The following is a 17,201-nucleotide window of genomic DNA, read 5'->3' as shown; positions in this document are numbered from 1 at the left end:
GCCCACGGCCGGATCCCACCGCACACCGACCAATTCGCCGCGCTCGACCTGGTCCCTGGCACGAATGAACGCCCTGGAACCAATGGCGTTGAACAGCGCCGCCTCTTCGATGCCCAATTCCAGCCTCGCCACGGTCGCCGCCTCCCTGCTGCGCACCAACCACCGCACCGAAGGCTAGCCGAGCTGGCCTGGCAACCTTGAGCACGGCACGGGCCGGGCGCGAGACGGAGGGCTTGACCTGACGACTCCGAACAGCCGCCCTCAAGCGAATATTTAAGATCCGCGATCGACATCGATCAGGACGACCACCCGACCCGGCACACCCTGCGAGAAGCTGCGATATGCCGCGGGCCAGCAGTTTGGTTAACATCATCAACCAAACTGCTGGCCCGCAGTCCAAGGGTGGAGCCGAGGGGACTCGAACCCCTGACCCCCACACTGCCAGTGTGGTGCGCTACCAGCTGCGCCACGGCCCCTTGCTTTCGTCCCGGTCGCCCGGGCACTCGTGAATAGTACACATCCCCGGTCGACTGGTCATCTCGGAGGGGGGCGGGTCGGGACACCCGGCCCCGCCGGCTAATTCAGCGCCACATCCGGCGGGAAGTGCGCCACCGCCGCCATCATGCCGCCCTGGCGCCGAAGCACCATCGGCCACAGGTCGTCCGGCCGGTCGACGAAGGCGTCACCGGGCAACGCGTCGAGAACGAACCACGAGCCGCTCTCGATCTCCGCCTCCAACTGCCCCGGCGACCAGCCGGAGTAGCCGGCGAAGACCCTGATCCCGGAGATCGCCTCACCGAGCCGCTCCGGGTCGACCGAGAGATCAACCGTGCCGACCGCGCCGGAGACCTGGTGAAATCCCTTCACCCGGCGTACCGGGGTCCGCATCCGGGCCAGGCAGATCGCCGACTCGGGCTGCACCGGCCCACCCTCGAAGAGCACCGCCGGTTCGCCGGCCAGGCTGCCCCAGGCGCCGAGCACGTCGGCGACCGGTACCTCGGTGGCCCGGTTGAGCACCACACCGAGGGCACCGCCGGGCTCGTGCGCGACCAGCAGCACCACCGTACGGTCGAAATTGGGGTCTTTCAGGGACGGGGTCGCGACCAGCAGTTGCCCGGTCATCGACGCCATGGCCCGTCCCCCGATCGCCTGGCCCTCACCTTGTACGGACATCTGCTACTCGGGAACGCAGTCACGAGAGAGGCCGGCCAGGGCAGGCCAAACCGGATCCACACCATCAAACGCGACCATGCGCGCAGTCAACGCCATGCCTCGCACCATAGCTTGCATGACTGTCGCTGGCTAAGGTCTGGACGGCCAGTGACGACTGGGCATCCGGCGGGGTTGCCTGCGTGAACCGGATCACGACGCCAACCTCCGGCGCCGCGTTGTCGCACAGCCTGTCCGTGGGTGGCAGGGTGATGCCCGTGGCTCCGTACGCAGAGATCGCCGTCATCGGAGGCTCCGGCCTGTACGCGCTGCTGGCCGGGGGCACCGAACACACTGTCCGGACCCCGTACGGGGACCCGTCCGACCCGGTCACGGTCGCCGAGGTCGCCGGCCGGGCGGTCGCCTTCCTGCCCCGCCACGGGCGTGATCATCGCCACCCGCCGCACCGCATTCCGTACCGGGCGAACCTGTGGGCGCTACGCGCTCTCGGCGTACGGCAGGTCCTCGCCCCGTGCGCGGTCGGTGGGCTGCGGCCGGAACTGGGACCGGGTGCGTTCGTGGTGCCGGATCAGCTGATCGACCGGACCGCTGGACGGGAGCAGACCTACTACGACACCGGTGCGGTGCACGTCTCGTTCGCCGACCCGTACTGTCCGGACGGCCGACGCGCGGTGCTCTCGTCGGCGACCCGGCGGGGTGTCGACGCGTACGACGGCGGGACCATGGTCGTGGTCGAGGGGCCGCGTTTCTCCACCCGTGCGGAGTCGCGGTGGTTCGCCGGCATCGGCGGTTCGGTGATCAACATGACCGGGCATCCGGAGGCGGTCCTCGCCCGTGAGCTGGCCCTCTGCTACACCTCGATCGCCCTGGTCACGGATCTGGATGCCGGGGTGGAGGGCGGCGCCGGGGTGACCCAGGAGGAGGTGTTCCGGGTCTTCGGTGAGAACACCGCCCGGCTACGCGAACTGCTGCTCGACGCGGTCGCCGCGCTCCCCCTCGAACGTTCCTGCCCGTGCCCGCGGAGCCTGGACGGGATCACCCTCCCGATCGAACTGCCCTGAGTCGTCCGTCCGAGGTCGAGCTACGGCGCCGGACGGACGACCCTGATCCGCCGGTGGCAGGGAGACCACCGGCGGATCAGGGCGCGCCGCGCGGGGCGCGGCTGTCCGGCACGCCGCCGCCGATCAGCGGGCCGCGGTCAGGATCAGGGGCCGACCGGAGGCGGCGTCGAGCACGGTACGGGCGCCGAGTGGCCCGTCCAGGGTCACCGTCACCGGTTGCAGGAGCAGTTGGTCGGTGCAGATGCCGTCGCTACGTACGGCCGTACCGCCGACCACGACGAGGTCGTCCTGCTCGCGTACGAGTGGGGTGACCTCGGTGTCGCATGCGCCGACGCCGAGACGGTAGGTGAGCTGCGCTCCGTCCACCGCCACCAGGTCCTGCGCGCCGACCAGCCCTTCGGTCAGGGTGCCACCCGGTGTCGGCGGCTCGGGTGGGGTCCGGGTGGCGCTGGCGGCGACGGCGACCCGGGCGACCTTGGCGGCCAGTTCGTCGACGCTGAAGAGCCACGCCGGCACGGTCGCCTCGCCCCGGCTGGTACGGATCGTGGTGGTGCCCAGTTCGATCCCGGTGACGGTGAGCGGGACGCAGGCGGTCATGCCCGGCCCGCTGACCGAACCGTCCGGCCCGGTTCCGGTCGGGCTCGGCGGCGGCTGCGCCGGTCGGCCGGGGCACGGCGGCGGGTCGCCCTGGTCGAGTTGGCGGTACGCCTCGCCCGCGCTCACCAGTGGCACGGTGAGGGTGCCGTCCGGGAAGGTGATCGTGCCGTGTGACGGGGCGGCGGGCGGTATCGACGCCGGCTCGCGGTACCAGCCGGCCAGGAACGCCTGCTTGGTGTCCTCGCTGAAGGTCGCCTCGGCGGGCACCACGGTCGGGTCCTGCAACGGGATGTACCCGGTGCGCCAGTCGGGTCCGGAGGCGGTCTGCCACGCCTGCGCGACCGAGGTCGCGCGCTGCTGGAACGCCTCCTCCCGACGGTCGGGTCCGTCGGCCGGCCCGGTTGCCCCGTTGGGCTGCGCGCAGGCGGCGAGGATCATCAACATCGCTAGGCCCAGCGGGGCGGGAGAACGTCGCATGTCGATCAGACGTTCCGCGCCGGTGTCGGGTTCCCTACAGCCGCCAGATCGCAGCCGCCCCGATCGCGGCGCCGGGTCAGGCCGGGCGGCCGATGTCGGTGCCGTACGCCCGGTAGATCAGGTCGGCGCCGCGCTGCCGGTGGCGGGAGAGTTCGCGCAGCAGGTCACTGGCCCAGCTACGAAGTTCCTCGGTGGTCGCCTCGGGCAGTTCGGCCCGGCGCTGCAACGCGGAGAGTACGGCCGCCACCGCGGCATGCTCCCGCAGCAGCACATGAACGGTACGGGCCAGCCGGGGTGCCCGGTCGAGCAGCTCGGTGTAGAGCCCGTCGCGTCCCTCGGTCAGTCGCATGTGCTCGGCGAACTCGCCGCGCAGCCCGCTCAACCGGAGGGTGACCCGTGGCCGCCACTCGGGGTCGCCGGCCGGGCTGGCCAGTGCCTGTTCGAAGGAGTGGATCTCTCGGAGCAGCCGGATCCGGTGTCGCCGGGCCGCCCGCAGAACGGCCGGCTCCTCGATCGGGGACACCGCAACCGGGTGATGGATCGGGCCGGTCACCATGACGCACCTCCTTGAGCGCCTACCGCCTGTGAGCTGATGGTGAGTCCAGCGCCCCGCCCCTGTCCAGCCCCGGAGCGTGCTGATTTGTCTCGTCCCGTCCGGTGGTGGTGCAAAGGCGTGTTCCACGGCGCCGGGAGGGGGCTGTTCTGACCCCGGAAACAGCGCTGCGCCCCGGTCCGGAGACCGGGGCGCAGGCCCTTGAGTGGAGGTGCCGGGAATCGAACCCGGGTCCTTCGTCGGATTGTCAGGACTTCTCCGAGCGCAGCTCGCTATGCCTCTACTCGGCCCCACCGATCACGCGAGCGAGTTGGTGTGACGGGCCCAGTCGCTGATTAATCTCGCCGCACGAACCCCGCGACCGGGTTCGATTGGCCAGCCTTCTAGCTGATGCCGGCAGACTGGGACGAAGGCACTCCCAGGCCGACAGACTTGCTACTCGCCTCAGGCGGCGAGAGCGAAGTCAGCGCGATTTTGCTTGGCGCTTATTGGTTTCCGACGACCGATTCTCGAGACGACGTCGGCTTCCTCGGCTCGCTTCCCCTGACGCAGCGTACGAAGTCGAAACCAGTCACCCCCTGGACAGTGCCGCCGGTGTGGCGACCTCACCAACCTTAACGCCTCGCGCCACCGAGTTCATTCCGGATACCGGTCCGGCGCGTCCTGCCTGGTCAACGCCGTACAGGGTCAGTCCATGCCCTTGCCGCGCCGGCCGGCGACCCGCTGGATCTCCCGGTCGGCGTCGCGCTTGGCGAGGTCCTGGCGCTTGTCGTAGGACTTCTTACCCCGGGCGAGGCCGATCTCCACCTTTGCCCAGCCGTCGGAGAAGTAGACCGAGAGCGGGACCAGGGTCAGGCCGCTCTCCTTGAGCTTGCCGAGCAGCCGGTTGATCTCGATCCGGTTGAGCAGCAGCTTCCGGGTGCGGCGTGGCTCGTGGTTGGTCCAGGTGCCCTGGGCGTACTCGGGAATGTGCATGCCGTGGAGGTAGAGCTCACCGCTGCGCTCCTGGGCGAACGCGTCGACCAGCGAGGCCCGACCGGCCCGCAGCGACTTGACCTCCGTGCCGGTCAGCGCCATGCCCGCCTCGTACGTGTCGAGGATGGCATAGTCGTGGCGCGCCTTCCGGTTGGAGGCGACGACCTTGCGCCCCTTCTCCCGTGGCATCCGCGCCACCCCTTTCCGTTCCTGTCGACGACCGCCCGTTCGGCGTTGACGGCCGCGCAATGCTACCTCGCCACAAAGGGCCCCCGGTTAGCGCTTTTCGCACAACCAGGAGCCCTTGTGGCGCGGATATCCGTTATGTCGGGTCAATCCCCGTACGGGAAGCTAGACCCGCAGGTAGAAGCGGAGGGTGACCCAGGCGGTGACCGCGCTGACCAGGCTGCCGACACCGGCCATCAGCGGGAGCATGAGCAGAACCCGGCTCCACTCGATCGGGGTGAGCAGGTCGGTCAGGTCGTGTAGCGACCCGTCCAGCAGGAAGACCTTGCCCAGCACCAGGGCACCGAAGCCGATGAGGGAACCGATGAGACCGGCCACCACCGCCTCGAGCACGAATGGTGCCTGGATGAACCAGTTGGAGGCACCGACGAGTTTCATGACCGCGACCTCACGCCGCTTGCTGTACGCGGCGACCTGGATCGTGTTACCGACCAGGAGCAGTGCGGCGATGGCCATGATCGAGGCGGCCACCAGGCCCATCTTCTGCACCGCACTGAGGATGTTGAAAATCTTGTCCAGGAGTCGCCGCTGGTCGACGATCTCGTCGACCCCCTCGGTGTCCTTGTACTTGTCGTAGACCGCCTGGTATTCCTCGGGGTTCTTCAACTTCACCCGGAACGACTCGGGAAGCTGCTCCGGCTTCACCGCGTTCACCAGATCGGGCGCGTCCGCGAACATGAGCTTGAACTTGTTGTACGCGTCCTCGCCGGACTCGAAAATGACGCTGTCGACCAGCGGATCGGTCTCAAGTTCGCCCTTGATCCCGTCCCGCTGTTCCTCGGGGACGTCGACCTTCAGGAAGATCGCGACTTCGATCTTGTCGTAGTAGAACTTCTTCATCGTGTCGACCTGGAGGTACATCAGGCCGCTGGCACCCAGCATGGTCAACGACACGGCCATCGTAATGATCATCGCGATGGTCATCGTCACGTTGCGCCACAGTCCGACCAACACCTCGGACAGGACGTATTTCACGCGCATCGGGGGTTCCTTCCGGATCTCCGCAGAGGGTCGTTCGTCGTCAGGTCAGGGCCGGGTCGGCCGTCCGAGCGTCGCGGCTCAGCCGTAGACGCCACGGGCCTGGTCGCGCACGATGCGACCACTCTCGATCTCGATGACGCGTCGGCGCATCTGGTTGACGATGTTGGAGTCGTGGGTGACCATCACGACCGTGGTACCGGTGCGGTTGATCCGGTCCAGCAGCCGCATGATCTCGATTGACGTGTCCGGGTCCAGGTTTCCGGTGGGCTCGTCCGCGAGCAGGATCAGTGGCCGGTTCACGAATGCCCGGGCCACCGCGACGCGCTGCTGCTCACCGCCGGAAAGCTCGTGCGGGTAGCGGTGCTCCTTGCCACCGAGGCCGACCAGCTCCAGCACCTCGGGTACGACCCGGCGGGCGACCGCCTTGGTCTTGCCGATCACCTCGAGGGCGAAGGCCACGTTCTCGTACGCGGTGCGGTTGGGCAGCAGCCGGAAGTCCTGGAAGACACAGCCGATCGAGCGTCGGAAGTTCGGGATCTTCCAGGAGCGCATTCCGGTGACGTCGCGGCCGTTGACCACGACCTTGCCCTTACTGGGAGTCACCTCGTGCAGCAGCAGCTTGATGATCGTCGACTTGCCGGATCCTGAGGGACCGATGAAGAAGACGAACTCACCCTTCTCGATCGAGACCGACACCTCATCGAGCGATGGCCGGGACGCCTTCGGGTACGTCTTCGTCACTTGCTCAAGCTGAATCACGGGTGGTGAGTCTACGCGGTGTAACGAAAAGTCCAAGCCCTACGGGCCCCCAACTGACCCGCAATGTCGGAAAGGAGTGGCCCGCCTTCGGTGCCGTCGACACCTCGGCGGGCCGTCGATCAGGCCGCCTCGCCCGCCAGTTGACGCTGCTTGCGCCAACGGATCCCGGCTTCGATGAAGGTGTCCAGCTCACCGTCGAAGATCGCGGCCGGATTGCCGGTCTCCTGCTCAGTTCGCAAATCCTTCACCATCTGATAAGGATGCAGCACGTAGGAGCGCATCTGGTCGCCCCACGAGCCGGCCGCGTCGGTCTTCAGGCCGGCCAGCCGGGCCTGCTCCTCCTGGCGCTTGCGCTCCAGCAGACGGGCCTGCAACACCCGCATCGCGGAGGCCTTGTTCTGCAGTTGGGACTTCTCGTTCTGGCAGGTGACCACGATGCCGGTGGGGATGTGTGTGATCCGCACCGCAGAGTCGGTCGTGTTAACGCTCTGTCCACCTGGCCCGGACGAGCGGTAGACGTCCACCCGGATCTCGTTCTCAGCGATGTCGATGTGGTCGGTCTGCTCGGTCACCGGCAGCACCTCGACCCCGGCGAAGCTGGTCTGCCGCCGTCCCTGGTTGTCGAACGGGCTGATCCGGACCAACCGGTGAGTGCCCGACTCAACACTGAGAGTGCCGTACGCGTACGGGACCTTGACCGCGAAGGTGGCCGACTTCAGCCCCGCCTCCTCGGCGTACGAGGTCTCGTAGACCTCGGTCGGGTAGCCGTGCCGCTCCGCCCAGCGCAGGTACATCCGGAGCAGCATCTCGGCGAAGTCGGCGGCGTCCACGCCACCCGCACCCGCCCGGATCGCGACCAGCGCCTGACGCGAGTCGTACTCACCGGAGAGGAGGGTGCGCACCTCCATCTCCTGGATGGCCTTGCCGAGCCCGCCGATCTCGGTCTCGACCTCGCCGAGGACGCCGGGATCATCCTCGGCCTCGGCGAGTTCGAGCAGCACGTGGGCGTCGTCGAGACGACTGCGCAGGGTCGACAGCTTCTCGATCTCCCCGTTGACATAGGAGAGCTGAGAGGTGACCTCCTGGGCCCGGGCCTGGTCGTCCCACAGGTCGGGTGCGGAGGCCGCCTCTTCGAGCTTGACCTTCTCCTGGAGCAGCCGGTCGACATCGAGGACAGCCTCGATGCTGCGGAGCGTGGCATCGAGGTCTTTGAGCTGGTCGGCGTAATCGGCAGCGGTCACAACTGTCAACAATAGCGACCGTCAGCGCAACCGGCCCACTGCCACGGCAGCCGGTCCCCGTACGAGATCAACTGGCCGGCGCCGTCTTCAACCAGGAGAGCGCCGCCTTGTGGTACTGGACCGCGAACTCCAGTGCCGCGGCGCCGTACGAGTCGCCGGCCTTCTTCGCGTCCTTGGCCTGCTCCCGGGCCATCGCCAGCGCCTCGGTGTGGTACTCGTTCGCCCCGCTGTAGAGGTTGCGCAGCTGGTTCGCCGAGTGCTGCTCGCCGAAGGCGACCCGGAGCGCGGTCGGGTTCCGGATGGTGTCGCGCCCGGGGAGCTCGGTCAGCCATCGGGTAAATGTCCGCTTTCCGGCCGCCGTGATCGCGTACGGCTGGCTGGAACGCGGGCCGGGCTTGCCGAGCCGGACAAGTCCCTGGTCGGCAAGGACCGGGAGTTCGCGGTAAACCTGACTCCGGGTCATCGACCAGTACGGCATGAGCCGCCGTTCGGCGGCGGCCATCAACTGGCCGCCGGTCATTGGTCCTTCGTGGAGCAGCCCGAGCAGGGCTGCCGCCGTTGGGTTGATTCCTGAATCCGCCATGCCCTTTACGCTGCCACTTTGGCGCCTTCGCGTCTAGGATTTGGCATGATCTGCGGGAGGTTGTACTCCACATTGCACTGTCTGGGGCAGACTGTCCAGTGAGGATGGTCGATGCCATTGGCCATTCGGCGGCAATGACGGCACCCCTGCGGACGACAAGGGTCCCCCCGGACAACGCCCCCGTATCCACACACCTGTGCTGCCGGGTAGAGTACGCCACAATTCCGGCATATCGCACAATAATCCAAAAACCCATCCCCTCCCCCACCCCCTTCTTGCGCGATCTAGGGCAGGTCCGCGCTACTTGATCTTCATCAAGGCGGACCTGCCCTAGATCGTCGGGCCGTTGGGGTCAGCCCATGTGGGGGTAGCGGTGGTCGGTGGCGGGGACGAAGGTCTCCTTGATGGTGCGGGGAGAGATCCAACGGGCCAGGTTGTGCCAGGAGCCCGCCTTGTCGTTGGTGCCGCTGGCCCGCGCGCCACCGAACGGCTGCTGCCCCACCACCGCACCGGTCGGCTTGTCGTTGAGGTAGAAGTTGCCGGCCGCGTACCGGAGCGCCTCGCTGGCCCAGTCCAGCACCCGCCGGTCGGTGGCGAAGATCGAACCCGTCAGCGCGTACGGGGCGACCGACTCGGCCTGTGCCACCACGTCCTCGAAACGGGCGTCGTCGAAGACGTGCACCCCGAGGATCGGACCGAAGTACTCGGTGGTGAAGACCTCGTGCCCTGGGTCGTCGCACTCGAGCAGGGTCGGCCGGACGAAGTAACCGACCGAGTCGTCGGCGGTCCCCCCGGCGAGCACCCGGCAGGTGTCCGCATTCTTGATCATGTCCAGCGCGGTGGTGTGCCGGGCGAACGCCTTCGCGTCGATCACCGCTCCGCCGAAGTTCGTGAAGTCGGTGACGTCCCCGTACGCGAGCGACTCGACCGTGGCCGCGAGCCGGTCCCGCAGCCCGCCGTCCCAGAGCGACCGGGGGACGTACGCCCGGGAGGCCGCCGAGCACTTCTGCCCCTGGTACTCGTAGGCGCCGCGGACCAGGGCGGTGTGCAGGGCGTCGACATCCGCGCTGCTGTGCGCGATCACGAAGTCCTTGCCGCCGGTCTCACCCACCAGGCGCGGGTAACCCCGGTAGCCGGCGAGGTTCTCCCCCACCGTGCGCCAGAGCTGCTGGAAGACCTTGGTCGAACCGGTGAAGTGGATGCCGGCGAGATCCGGGTCGGCGAGTACCACCTCGGAGACCTCGACGCCGTGCCCGGTGACCATGTTGATCACGCCCGGCGGGAGACCCGCCTCCTCGAACAGACGCATGGTGAAGTGCGCCGAGAACTGCTGGGTCGGCGCCGGCTTCCAGACCACGGTGTTGCCGAGCAGCGCCGGCGCGGCCGGCAGGTTCGCCGCGATCGCGGTGAAGTTGAACGGGGTGACCGCGTAGACGAAGCCCTCCAGCGGCCGGTGGTCGAACTGGTTCCACACCCCGGCCGACGAGTTCGGCTGCTCGGCCAGGAGCTTGCGGGCGAAGTGCACGTTGAACCGGAGGAAGTCGATCAGCTCACAGGCCGCGTCGATCTCGGCCTGGATGGCGGTCTTCGACTGTCCGAGCATGGTGGCCGCGTTGAGCGTGTCCCGCCAGGGTCCGGCGAGCAGTTCGGCAGCGCGCAGGAAGACCGCAGCCCGGTCAGCGAAGGACAAACCACGCCACATCGGGGCAGCTTCCTTGGCGGCCGTCACCGCCGCCTGAGCATCCGCGTTGGTTGCGTTGTGGGTCACCCCCAGCACGTGCTGGTGCTTGTGCGGCTGAACGACGTCGATCGCGGCACCCGCTGCCATCCGCTGCCGACCACCGATGGTCATCGGCAGCTCCAGCTTCGTCGCGGCCAGCTCACCGAGGCGTCGTTGCAGGCTGGTCCGCTCGGCACTTCCCGGGGCGTAGTCGCGGACCGGCTCGTTACGCGGCTCGGGTACGGAAAAAACGGCGTCCATCGCATGCTCCTGAACGATCTCGACAACGTCGGCGAAACCGGACCCACCACTGCCGGCCGGTTGACCGGTCGCCGTGGCCCGTTCGCCGGAGGTGCCGGTTGTTCGGGGGTGGGACCTGGGCCAATCCTCCCACGTACCCCGGGCCGAGCCGATCACGGCACGACCCCCGTACGCCCGGACGGAGCCACTTCACGCAGGTGGGCGCGGGGCGTCGGTCGGCGGGCCACGTACGCTGAGAAGCCCGGCGGCCCAATCGCGCCGCGCCCGGAATCCCGCCGTCCCACCGGCGCGGCGGCCGGGTACCCGTCGAAGGGGAGACGATGAGCACACAGTCCGGCAGCACCGCGGTCTCGCCCCCCGACCGGTCGGCCGTCGCCTCGGCCGCTCCGGCACCGGAGCGCGGCGCGCCCGCACCCGCGTTCGCGCCCGCCGCGCTCGGCCTCGCCGTACTGGCGCTGGGCTGGCTGGCCGCGATGCTCTGGATCGGCCAGGCCGAGATCACCTCCTCCGACATCAACTCGATCGTGATCGCCATGGCGGCACTCGCCCTGCCCGGGCTGATCTCGGCCAGCATGGTCGGCGGTGCCGGCGCCGCGGTCGTGGTCGCCAACCTGCTGACCCGGCGCGGCGTGCACCGGAGCACACCCCGGTTCGCCGGCGCGGTCGGTGCCGGGCTGCTCGTCGGGCTGCTGGCCGCGCTCACGGTGACCCTCAGCTACGGCGACGCCGACTCGATCACGGTGCTGGCCGGCACCGTGGCAGCGGCGGCCACCGTCGGCGGGATCGCCGGTGGCGTACGGGCGGTTCCGGTGGTCGGTGCGGTGGTTACCGCCGGGTTGGCCGTTTTCATGATCAACACTGCGCTGAACATCTTCAAGGACCCGCTGCTCAACCTCTACGGCTACGGCGACACCGACCAGTCGCAGACCAGCGCCCTGGAGTGGTTCTCGCGTACCGGCTCGATCGGGGGCGGGCTCGCCGCCGGGCTGCTGGTCTTCGCGTACCTCGGCCTGGCCCGCCGCCGGACCCTCGCGCTGAACCCCGAGGCCGTCCCATCGCGCTGGCCGGCCTATCTGATCGCGGGCGCCGGCCCCGGTCTGCTCCTGCTCGCGGCGGAACTGCTCACGCACACCGCCGGCGCCCGGCTGCTCGCCGCGGCCGGCTCGCTCAGCGAGGTCGACCAGGGGCTACAGGACTCGCTCAGCGAGTTCCGGTTCGACCAGGCGCTCTGGGTCCTCTTCGTCGGCGCGATGACCGCGCTGATCGCCTTCGGCCGCACCCTGAAGCCGTCGACCGCCGAGCCGGTCAAGGAGGCCGGGGCCGGACCGTCGGAGCAGACACCGACGGAGCGGACCCGGTCCCGGGACGACGAGCACGGGGACGGACCGGCCGACGAGGTCACCGCCGGCCTCACCGAGCCGGACGACGACAGTGACGAGGACGAAGAGATCGAATGGGAGGACGAGCAGGGGACCGACCGGCGGATCGGGCGACACGCCGAGCCCGACGCGGCCCGCCCCTGACCGCCACCGGTCCACACCGCCCGCTCACCCAGGTGGACGGACCGGGTCAGCCGAGTTCGTCCAGCTCCGAGGCGTCGTACCAGGCCAGTTCGTGATCCTCGACGCTGTCGACGGTGAACTGGGCGTCCTCGTCGCCGGCCAGTGCCTCGGTCACCACGGCCACGGCCGCGTCGACGTCCGCGACCGCGTCGTCGTCGTCCAGGTGGATCGCGGCCACGGCGGCAACCGCCACCGGCCCGTCCACCCGTACGGTGCTGGAGCCCAGTTCGCCACCAACGCGCTGCACCACGCCGGCCGGCAGGTCCGCGGAGACGACCACCCGCTTACGGGGCGCCTCCGGATCCTCCCGGAGCAGCCGCAGCGCGTCCTGGGCGGCGCGGGTGAAGGCCACGTACTCCAGTTCCTCCTCGTCGCCCTCGGCGTACCACTCGCGCAGCATCGGCGTCACCGCGTGCGCCTCGCCGCCGGCCAACGTGCCCTGCTTGCGCAGCGTCGCCAGCATCGGCACGGTCGCCGGCAGGTACACCCGGACCAGTTCTCCGCGCACCGTCATCGTCTCCCCACTAGAGGCGTGCCAGCGGTGTCGCTGGCCCCGCGACGCCGACCGGGTCCGGCGCCGTCCCTGTCATACACCCCGACGCCCGGGTCCGGAAGCGCGCCCCACCCGGCTGTGTCCGATCAGCAACCCGGTTCGGCGGCGATCGCCCGGCTGCCGGAGGATGCCGGGCGCCGCACGCCCGCCGGCACGACCGAGCGCCGTCGGCAATCGGTGGCAAACTAAAGCGAACACGACCACCACCGGGAGTTTTTCGTGGAGCCCAGGTTCCTGCTCTTGTCTGACGTCGCCGCCGAGCTGAACGTCTCGGACTCGCAGGTCTACCACATGGTGCGCAGCGGCGAGCTGCCCGCGATCAAGATCGGTGGCCGGGGTCAGTGGCGGGTTGAACGGGCCCAGCTCGAGCAGTACATCCAGCAGAAGTACGCCGAAACGGCCGACTGGGTGCGGAGCAATCCGTTGATCGAGCGCGATCCCGAGTAACGGCAGAGGAAATCGGCCGGACGTCCCCTCGCGACGTCCGGCTCCCGCCTGCCCGGAGAGGCTTGACGGCGCATCCATCGTTGGCTACTAATGTAATTCATCGGAGGCAAACGAAAGCAAACGCAAGATCAAGAGAGGACAACGATGCCCGGCGTACGGACCAGGCCCCCTACCCGCCCCGCCGTCCGGCTACGGGCCGTCCCCCCGCTGGACCCGCCTTTCGACGACGAGCTACCCGGACTGCACTGGCCGACCGGGCTCGACGGCCAGCTCGCACTCCCGCTCCCCGCTCCGACGCGCGTCCGCGTCGCCGTCGCCCGGACGACCGGGCCTGGCCGGGCCGGCCAGCAGGGGCCCGCACGACCGCCCCACTCCCCGGTGCTCCCGCTCCCCCCGGAGTCGCTGGTCACCGCCTCCGACGAGGCTCGGCAGGCCGCCCGCCGCTTCCTGAGCTTCTGTCTGGAGATCTTCAACGGCTACCGGCCCGCAGCCCAGGTCCGGTCCCTCTCGGCGGTAGCCGAGGCGGTGGCCATCACCGAACAGCTCGTGACCGCCACCCGGCGTCTGAGCACCCAACGCCCCGGGCGCACCGTCAGCCGGCCCCGCGACCCTGCGACGTCGGAGAACCAGCTGCGGGTACGACGGCTGCGGGTCTGCGAGCCACGCACCGGGGTCGCCGAGGCCGCCGCCGTACTCGCGGCCGAGGGGCGTTGTTGGGCGATGGCGTTCCGCCTGGAACGTCAGCGGGGCAACTGGCTCGCCACCGTGACCCGGGTGCTCTGAACCTGCCCGGGCGACCGCCGAAGCACCCCGGGTGACCACTGAACCGGCCCGCTCGACCGCTGAGGCGACTCCGGGTGCGGCCAGGTTGCCCGGTGGCCCCTGACGGGGGCCCCCAATACCCCTGGTGATGCTGGACGCCACGGAACGGCCGGGCGCCCTGGGCGGGAAACGGGGCCGGGCCCGGTCCCGGCCACCTCGCGGTGGTCGAGCCGGACCCGGATCAGCTCCGCTGGTCCGCACCGCCGCCGGTAGAGGGCGACGGCACCGACGGATCAGGCGCCCGCGTTCGGGGCCCCGTGGCAGCGCTTGTACTTGCGGCCGGAGCCACACGGGCAGGGGGCGTTGCGGGACGGGCCCTCACCGCTGACCGACTGTCCCGGGGCGGACGCGCGCCGTGCTGCCGCCGGCGACGGCGGCGACGACTGGCGTCCGACACCGAGGGCCGGCGCCTGCGGCTCCTGGCGCTCCAGGACCACGCCACCGGCACCCGCCTCGCCGTCGATCGTCGGTGCGGAGTACTGCAGACCCTGCCGCCGGGGTGCGCGGGCCAGACCCTTGGCCCGGATCTCCACCGGCGCCTGGTCGAGCACAACCTCCGGGGCCGCCTCGGCCGCCGGGGCGCTCTCCTGTTCGACCTGGACCTCCAGGTTGAACAGGAAGCCGACCGTCTCCTCCTTGATGCCATCCATCATGGTGGCGAACATGTCGAAGCCCTCGCGCTGGTATTCGACCACCGGGTCGCGCTGGGCGTACGCCCGCAGGTTGATGCCCTCGCGGAGGTAGTCCATCTCGTAGAGGTGCTCACGCCACTTCCGGTCGATGACCTGGAGCAGCACCATCCGCTCGAGCTGGCGCATCGCCTCGCTGCCCAGCTCCTCCTCCCGCCGGACGTACGCGGCGTGCGCGTCGTCCCGGATCCGGGCGAGCAGGAACTCGGAGTCGAGGCTGTTCAGCTCGCCGCCGGCCTCCTCCACCAGGTCGTCGATGGTCACGCCGACCGGGTAGAGCTGCTTGAGGCTGGACCAGAGCTGGTCCAGGTCCCAGTCCTCGGCGTAACCGTCCGCGGTCGCCCCGGTCACGTACGCGGTGACGGTGTCGGCGATCATGTTCTGGACCTGATCGCTCAGATCCTCGCCGTTGAGCACCCGCAGTCGCTCGGCGTAGACCACCTGACGCTGCTTGTTCATCACGTCGTCGTACTTCAGGACGTCCTTGCGGACCTCGGCGTTCTGGCCCTCGATCTGGGCCTGGGCGCTCTTGATCTGCCGGGTCACCATCTTCGACTCGATCGGCACGTCCTCCGGGATGTTGAAGCGCTCCATCACCGCCTCGACCGCACCGGCCCGGAACCGCTTCATCAGCTCGTCCTGCAGCGAGAGGTAGAACCTCGACTCACCGGGGTCACCCTGCCGGCCGGCCCGACCACGCAACTGGTTGTCGATCCGGCGCGACTCGTGCCGCTCGGTGCCGAGCACGTAGAGCCCACCGGCGTCGGTGACCTCCTCGGCCTCCTCGTCGCAGGCCTGCTTCCAGCGCGGGAGGATCTCCTCCATCGCCTTGGCGTACTCCTCCTCGTGCTCGACCGGGTCCAGGCCGCGCTGACGCAGCTCGTTCGCGGCGAGGTACTCGGGATTTCCGCCGAGCAGGATGTCCGTACCACGGCCGGCCATGTTGGTCGCGACGGTGACCCCGCCCTTACGACCGGCCTGCGCGATGATCTCGGCTTCCCGGGCGTGGAACTTGGCGTTCAGGACCGCGTGCGGGATCCCCCGGCGGCGCAGCAACTGCGACAGGATCTCGGAGTTCTCCACCGAGACCGTGCCGACCAGCACCGGCTGACCGATCGCGTGCCGCTCGGCGATGTCCTCCACCACGGCGTTGAACTTGGCCTTCTCGGTCTTGTAGATCACGTCCGGCTTGTCCATCCGGACCATCGCGCGGTGGGTCGGGATGGACACGACGCCGACGTTGTAGACCTTCTGGAACTCGCCGGCCTCGGTCTGGGCGGTACCGGTCATACCGGACAGCTTGGAGTAGAGGCGGAAGTAGTTCTGCAGGGTGACCGTGGCAAGAGTCTGGTTCTCCTGCTTGATCTCCACGCCTTCCTTCGCCTCGATGGCCTGGTGCATGCCCTCGTTGTAACGGCGACCGTGCAGGATGCGGCCGGTGAACTCGTCGACGATCAGGACCTCGCCGTCGCTGACGATGTAGTCCTTGTCCTTCTTGAAGAGCTCCTTGGCCTTGATCGCGTTGTTCAGGTAACCGACCAGCGGGGTGTTCACCGACTCGTACAGGTTGTCGATGCCCAGCCGGTCCTCGACCTTGGCCACGCCCTTCTCGGTGACCGCGATGGTCCGCTTGGCGTAGTCGACCTCGTAGTCGCCCTCGCCGTCCTTGCCGGGCTGGAGCCGGGCCACCACCCCGGCGAACTCGCCGTACCAGCGGGCCGAGTGTTCGGCCGGACCGGAGATGATCAACGGGGTACGGGCCTCGTCGATCAGGATCGAGTCGACCTCGTCGACGATCGCGAAGTTGTGCCCGCGCTGGACCAGCTCCTCCTGCGACCAGGACATGTTGTCCCGCAGGTAGTCGAAGCCGAACTCGTTGTTGGTGCCGTACGTGATGTCGGCCGCGTACGCCTCCCGGTGCTCGCTGGCCGGACGGTTCGGCAGGATCACGCCGACGGTCAGGCCGAGGAACTCGTGCACCCGACCCATCCAGGCCGCGTCACGTTCGGCGAGGTAGTCGTTGACCGTGACGATGTGCACGCCCTTGCCCGAGAGGGCGTTCAGGTATGCCGGGAGCACCGAGGTGAGGGTCTTGCCCTCACCGGTCTTCATCTCGGCGATGTTGCCGAAGTGCAGCGCGGCGCCGCCCATCACCTGGACGTCGTAGTGACGCTGGCCGAGGACCCGGGCCGCGGCCTCGCGCGCGGTGGCGAACGCCTCCGGCAGCAGGTCGTCCAGGGACTCGCCATCGGCGATCCGCTGCCGGTACTGCTCGGTCAGGCCCCGGAGCTCCTCGTCGGTGAGATCGACATAGTCGTCCTCGATCGAGTTGATGGCATTGGCGACGGCCTTTAGCCGCCGCACCATGCGGCCTTCGCCGGCGCGGAGGAACTTTTCGAGTATCGACACGGATCAACGCTCCCCTAGACGGTCTGCCGAACCATCGTAGGCGCTCGGTCGGGGCGTTCGGCAGCCGTGCCGGCGACCCAGGTCACCGAACCGGA

The 17,201-nt window shown here is 69.0% G+C and carries 15 protein-coding genes, 1 tRNA gene and 1 other RNA gene; 4 read left to right on the top strand and 13 right to left on the bottom strand.

The window, feature by feature from the left end:
- Positions 1–403: 403 nt before the first annotated feature.
- Positions 404–476, bottom strand: a tRNA-Ala gene (locus BDK92_RS23495).
- A gap of 100 nt (positions 477–576) precedes the next feature.
- Entirely contained in the window at positions 577–1,173 is a 597-nt protein-coding gene (locus tag BDK92_RS23490) for a YqgE/AlgH family protein (protein WP_246017211.1), read from the bottom strand.
- Positions 1,174–1,427: 254 nt separating this feature from the next.
- Between BDK92_RS23490 and BDK92_RS23485 the strand changes: the two genes are divergently transcribed.
- Entirely contained in the window at positions 1,428–2,231 is an 804-nt protein-coding gene (locus BDK92_RS23485; RefSeq protein ID WP_121162518.1) for an S-methyl-5'-thioadenosine phosphorylase, read from the top strand.
- Positions 2,232–2,354: 123 nt separating this feature from the next.
- Here the strand turns inward: BDK92_RS23485 and BDK92_RS23480 are convergent, their stop codons facing one another.
- The 9 genes from BDK92_RS23480 to pruA all read right to left on the bottom strand — a co-directional run bounded on the left by BDK92_RS23480 (position 2,355) and on the right by pruA (position 10,624).
- Complete coding sequence (locus tag BDK92_RS23480; protein WP_121158644.1) at positions 2,355–3,305, bottom strand: hypothetical protein; 951 nt, start codon at positions 3,303–3,305, stop codon at positions 2,355–2,357.
- 76 nt (positions 3,306–3,381) lie between these two features.
- A complete protein-coding gene (locus BDK92_RS23475) occupies positions 3,382–3,861 on the bottom strand; it encodes a hypothetical protein (RefSeq protein ID WP_121158643.1) in 480 nt (159 codons plus the stop codon).
- 200 nt (positions 3,862–4,061) lie between these two features.
- Positions 4,062–4,437: a transfer-messenger RNA gene (ssrA, locus tag BDK92_RS23470) on the bottom strand.
- Positions 4,438–4,545: 108 nt separating this feature from the next.
- Entirely contained in the window at positions 4,546–5,022 is a 477-nt protein-coding gene (gene smpB / locus BDK92_RS23465) for an SsrA-binding protein SmpB (RefSeq protein ID WP_121158642.1), read from the bottom strand.
- Between the two features lie 162 nt (positions 5,023–5,184).
- Positions 5,185–6,060 carry a permease-like cell division protein FtsX gene (gene ftsX / locus BDK92_RS23460; protein ID WP_121158641.1) on the bottom strand — a complete coding sequence of 292 codons (876 nt, stop codon included), beginning with the start codon at positions 6,058–6,060 and terminating at the stop codon, positions 5,185–5,187.
- Between the two features lie 78 nt (positions 6,061–6,138).
- Positions 6,139–6,819 (bottom strand): cell division ATP-binding protein FtsE, encoded by a 681-nt coding sequence (ftsE, locus tag BDK92_RS23455; protein ID WP_121158640.1) that lies wholly within the window; start codon positions 6,817–6,819, stop codon positions 6,139–6,141.
- Positions 6,820–6,938: 119 nt separating this feature from the next.
- A complete protein-coding gene (gene prfB, locus BDK92_RS23450; RefSeq protein WP_121158639.1) occupies positions 6,939–8,060 on the bottom strand; it encodes a peptide chain release factor 2 in 1,122 nt (373 codons plus the stop codon).
- A gap of 67 nt (positions 8,061–8,127) precedes the next feature.
- Positions 8,128–8,643, bottom strand: a complete 516-nt coding sequence (locus BDK92_RS23445) for a PadR family transcriptional regulator (RefSeq protein WP_121158638.1) — start codon at positions 8,641–8,643, stop codon at positions 8,128–8,130.
- Between the two features lie 352 nt (positions 8,644–8,995).
- Complete coding sequence (gene pruA, locus BDK92_RS23440; RefSeq protein ID WP_121162517.1) at positions 8,996–10,624, bottom strand: L-glutamate gamma-semialdehyde dehydrogenase; 1,629 nt, start codon at positions 10,622–10,624, stop codon at positions 8,996–8,998.
- 320 nt (positions 10,625–10,944) lie between these two features.
- Between pruA and BDK92_RS23435 the strand changes: the two genes are divergently transcribed.
- The gene (locus BDK92_RS23435; protein ID WP_211349343.1) at positions 10,945–12,147 is read left to right on the top strand and encodes a hypothetical protein; all 1,203 of its coding nucleotides are present in this window, start codon (positions 10,945–10,947) and stop codon (positions 12,145–12,147) included.
- Between the two features lie 46 nt (positions 12,148–12,193).
- Here BDK92_RS23435 and BDK92_RS23430 read toward each other — a convergent pair whose 3' ends face one another.
- Positions 12,194–12,700 (bottom strand): DUF6912 family protein, encoded by a 507-nt coding sequence (locus BDK92_RS23430; RefSeq protein WP_425462252.1) that lies wholly within the window; start codon positions 12,698–12,700, stop codon positions 12,194–12,196.
- 258 nt (positions 12,701–12,958) lie between these two features.
- Between BDK92_RS23430 and BDK92_RS23425 the strand changes: the two genes are divergently transcribed.
- Together BDK92_RS23425 and BDK92_RS23420 are read left to right on the top strand one after the other, a co-directional pair.
- Entirely contained in the window at positions 12,959–13,186 is a 228-nt protein-coding gene (locus BDK92_RS23425; RefSeq protein WP_121158637.1) for a helix-turn-helix transcriptional regulator, read from the top strand.
- Positions 13,187–13,330: 144 nt separating this feature from the next.
- Positions 13,331–13,969, top strand: coding sequence for an Rv3235 family protein (locus BDK92_RS23420; RefSeq protein WP_121158636.1), 639 nt, complete (start codon positions 13,331–13,333; stop codon positions 13,967–13,969).
- 272 nt (positions 13,970–14,241) lie between these two features.
- Here the strand turns inward: BDK92_RS23420 and secA are convergent, their stop codons facing one another.
- Positions 14,242–17,106 (bottom strand): preprotein translocase subunit SecA, encoded by a 2,865-nt coding sequence (gene secA, locus BDK92_RS23415; protein WP_121158635.1) that lies wholly within the window; start codon positions 17,104–17,106, stop codon positions 14,242–14,244.
- Positions 17,107–17,201 lie beyond the last annotated feature (95 nt).

Source organism: Micromonospora pisi (genome assembly GCF_003633685.1).
GTDB lineage: Bacteria > Actinomycetota > Actinomycetes > Mycobacteriales > Micromonosporaceae > Micromonospora_G > Micromonospora_G pisi.
The sequence above is the reverse complement of the archived record's forward strand: the minus strand, read 5'-3'. Positions and strand labels throughout refer to the sequence as shown.

Bases quoted from the DNA above. Each gene is read 5' to 3' on its own strand.
- BDK92_RS23490 (WP_246017211.1), bottom strand. From the start codon at position 1,173: ATGTCCGTACAAGGTGAGGGCCAGGCGATCGGGGGACGGGCCATGGCG.
- BDK92_RS23480 (WP_121158644.1), bottom strand. From the start codon at position 3,305: ATGCGACGTTCTCCCGCCCCGCTGGGCCTAGCGATGTTGATGATCCTC.
- BDK92_RS23475 (WP_121158643.1), bottom strand. From the start codon at position 3,861: ATGGTGACCGGCCCGATCCATCACCCGGTTGCGGTGTCCCCGATCGAG.
- smpB (WP_121158642.1), bottom strand. From the start codon at position 5,022: ATGCCACGGGAGAAGGGGCGCAAGGTCGTCGCCTCCAACCGGAAGGCG.
- ftsX (WP_121158641.1), bottom strand. From the start codon at position 6,060: ATGCGCGTGAAATACGTCCTGTCCGAGGTGTTGGTCGGACTGTGGCGC.
- BDK92_RS23445 (WP_121158638.1), bottom strand. From the start codon at position 8,643: ATGGCGGATTCAGGAATCAACCCAACGGCGGCAGCCCTGCTCGGGCTG.
- pruA (WP_121162517.1), bottom strand. From the start codon at position 10,624: ATGGACGCCGTTTTTTCCGTACCCGAGCCGCGTAACGAGCCGGTCCGC.
- BDK92_RS23435 (WP_211349343.1), top strand. From the start codon at position 10,945: ATGAGCACACAGTCCGGCAGCACCGCGGTCTCGCCCCCCGACCGGTCG.
- BDK92_RS23430 (WP_425462252.1), bottom strand. From the start codon at position 12,700: ATGACGGTGCGCGGAGAACTGGTCCGGGTGTACCTGCCGGCGACCGTG.
- BDK92_RS23420 (WP_121158636.1), top strand. From the start codon at position 13,331: ATGCCCGGCGTACGGACCAGGCCCCCTACCCGCCCCGCCGTCCGGCTA.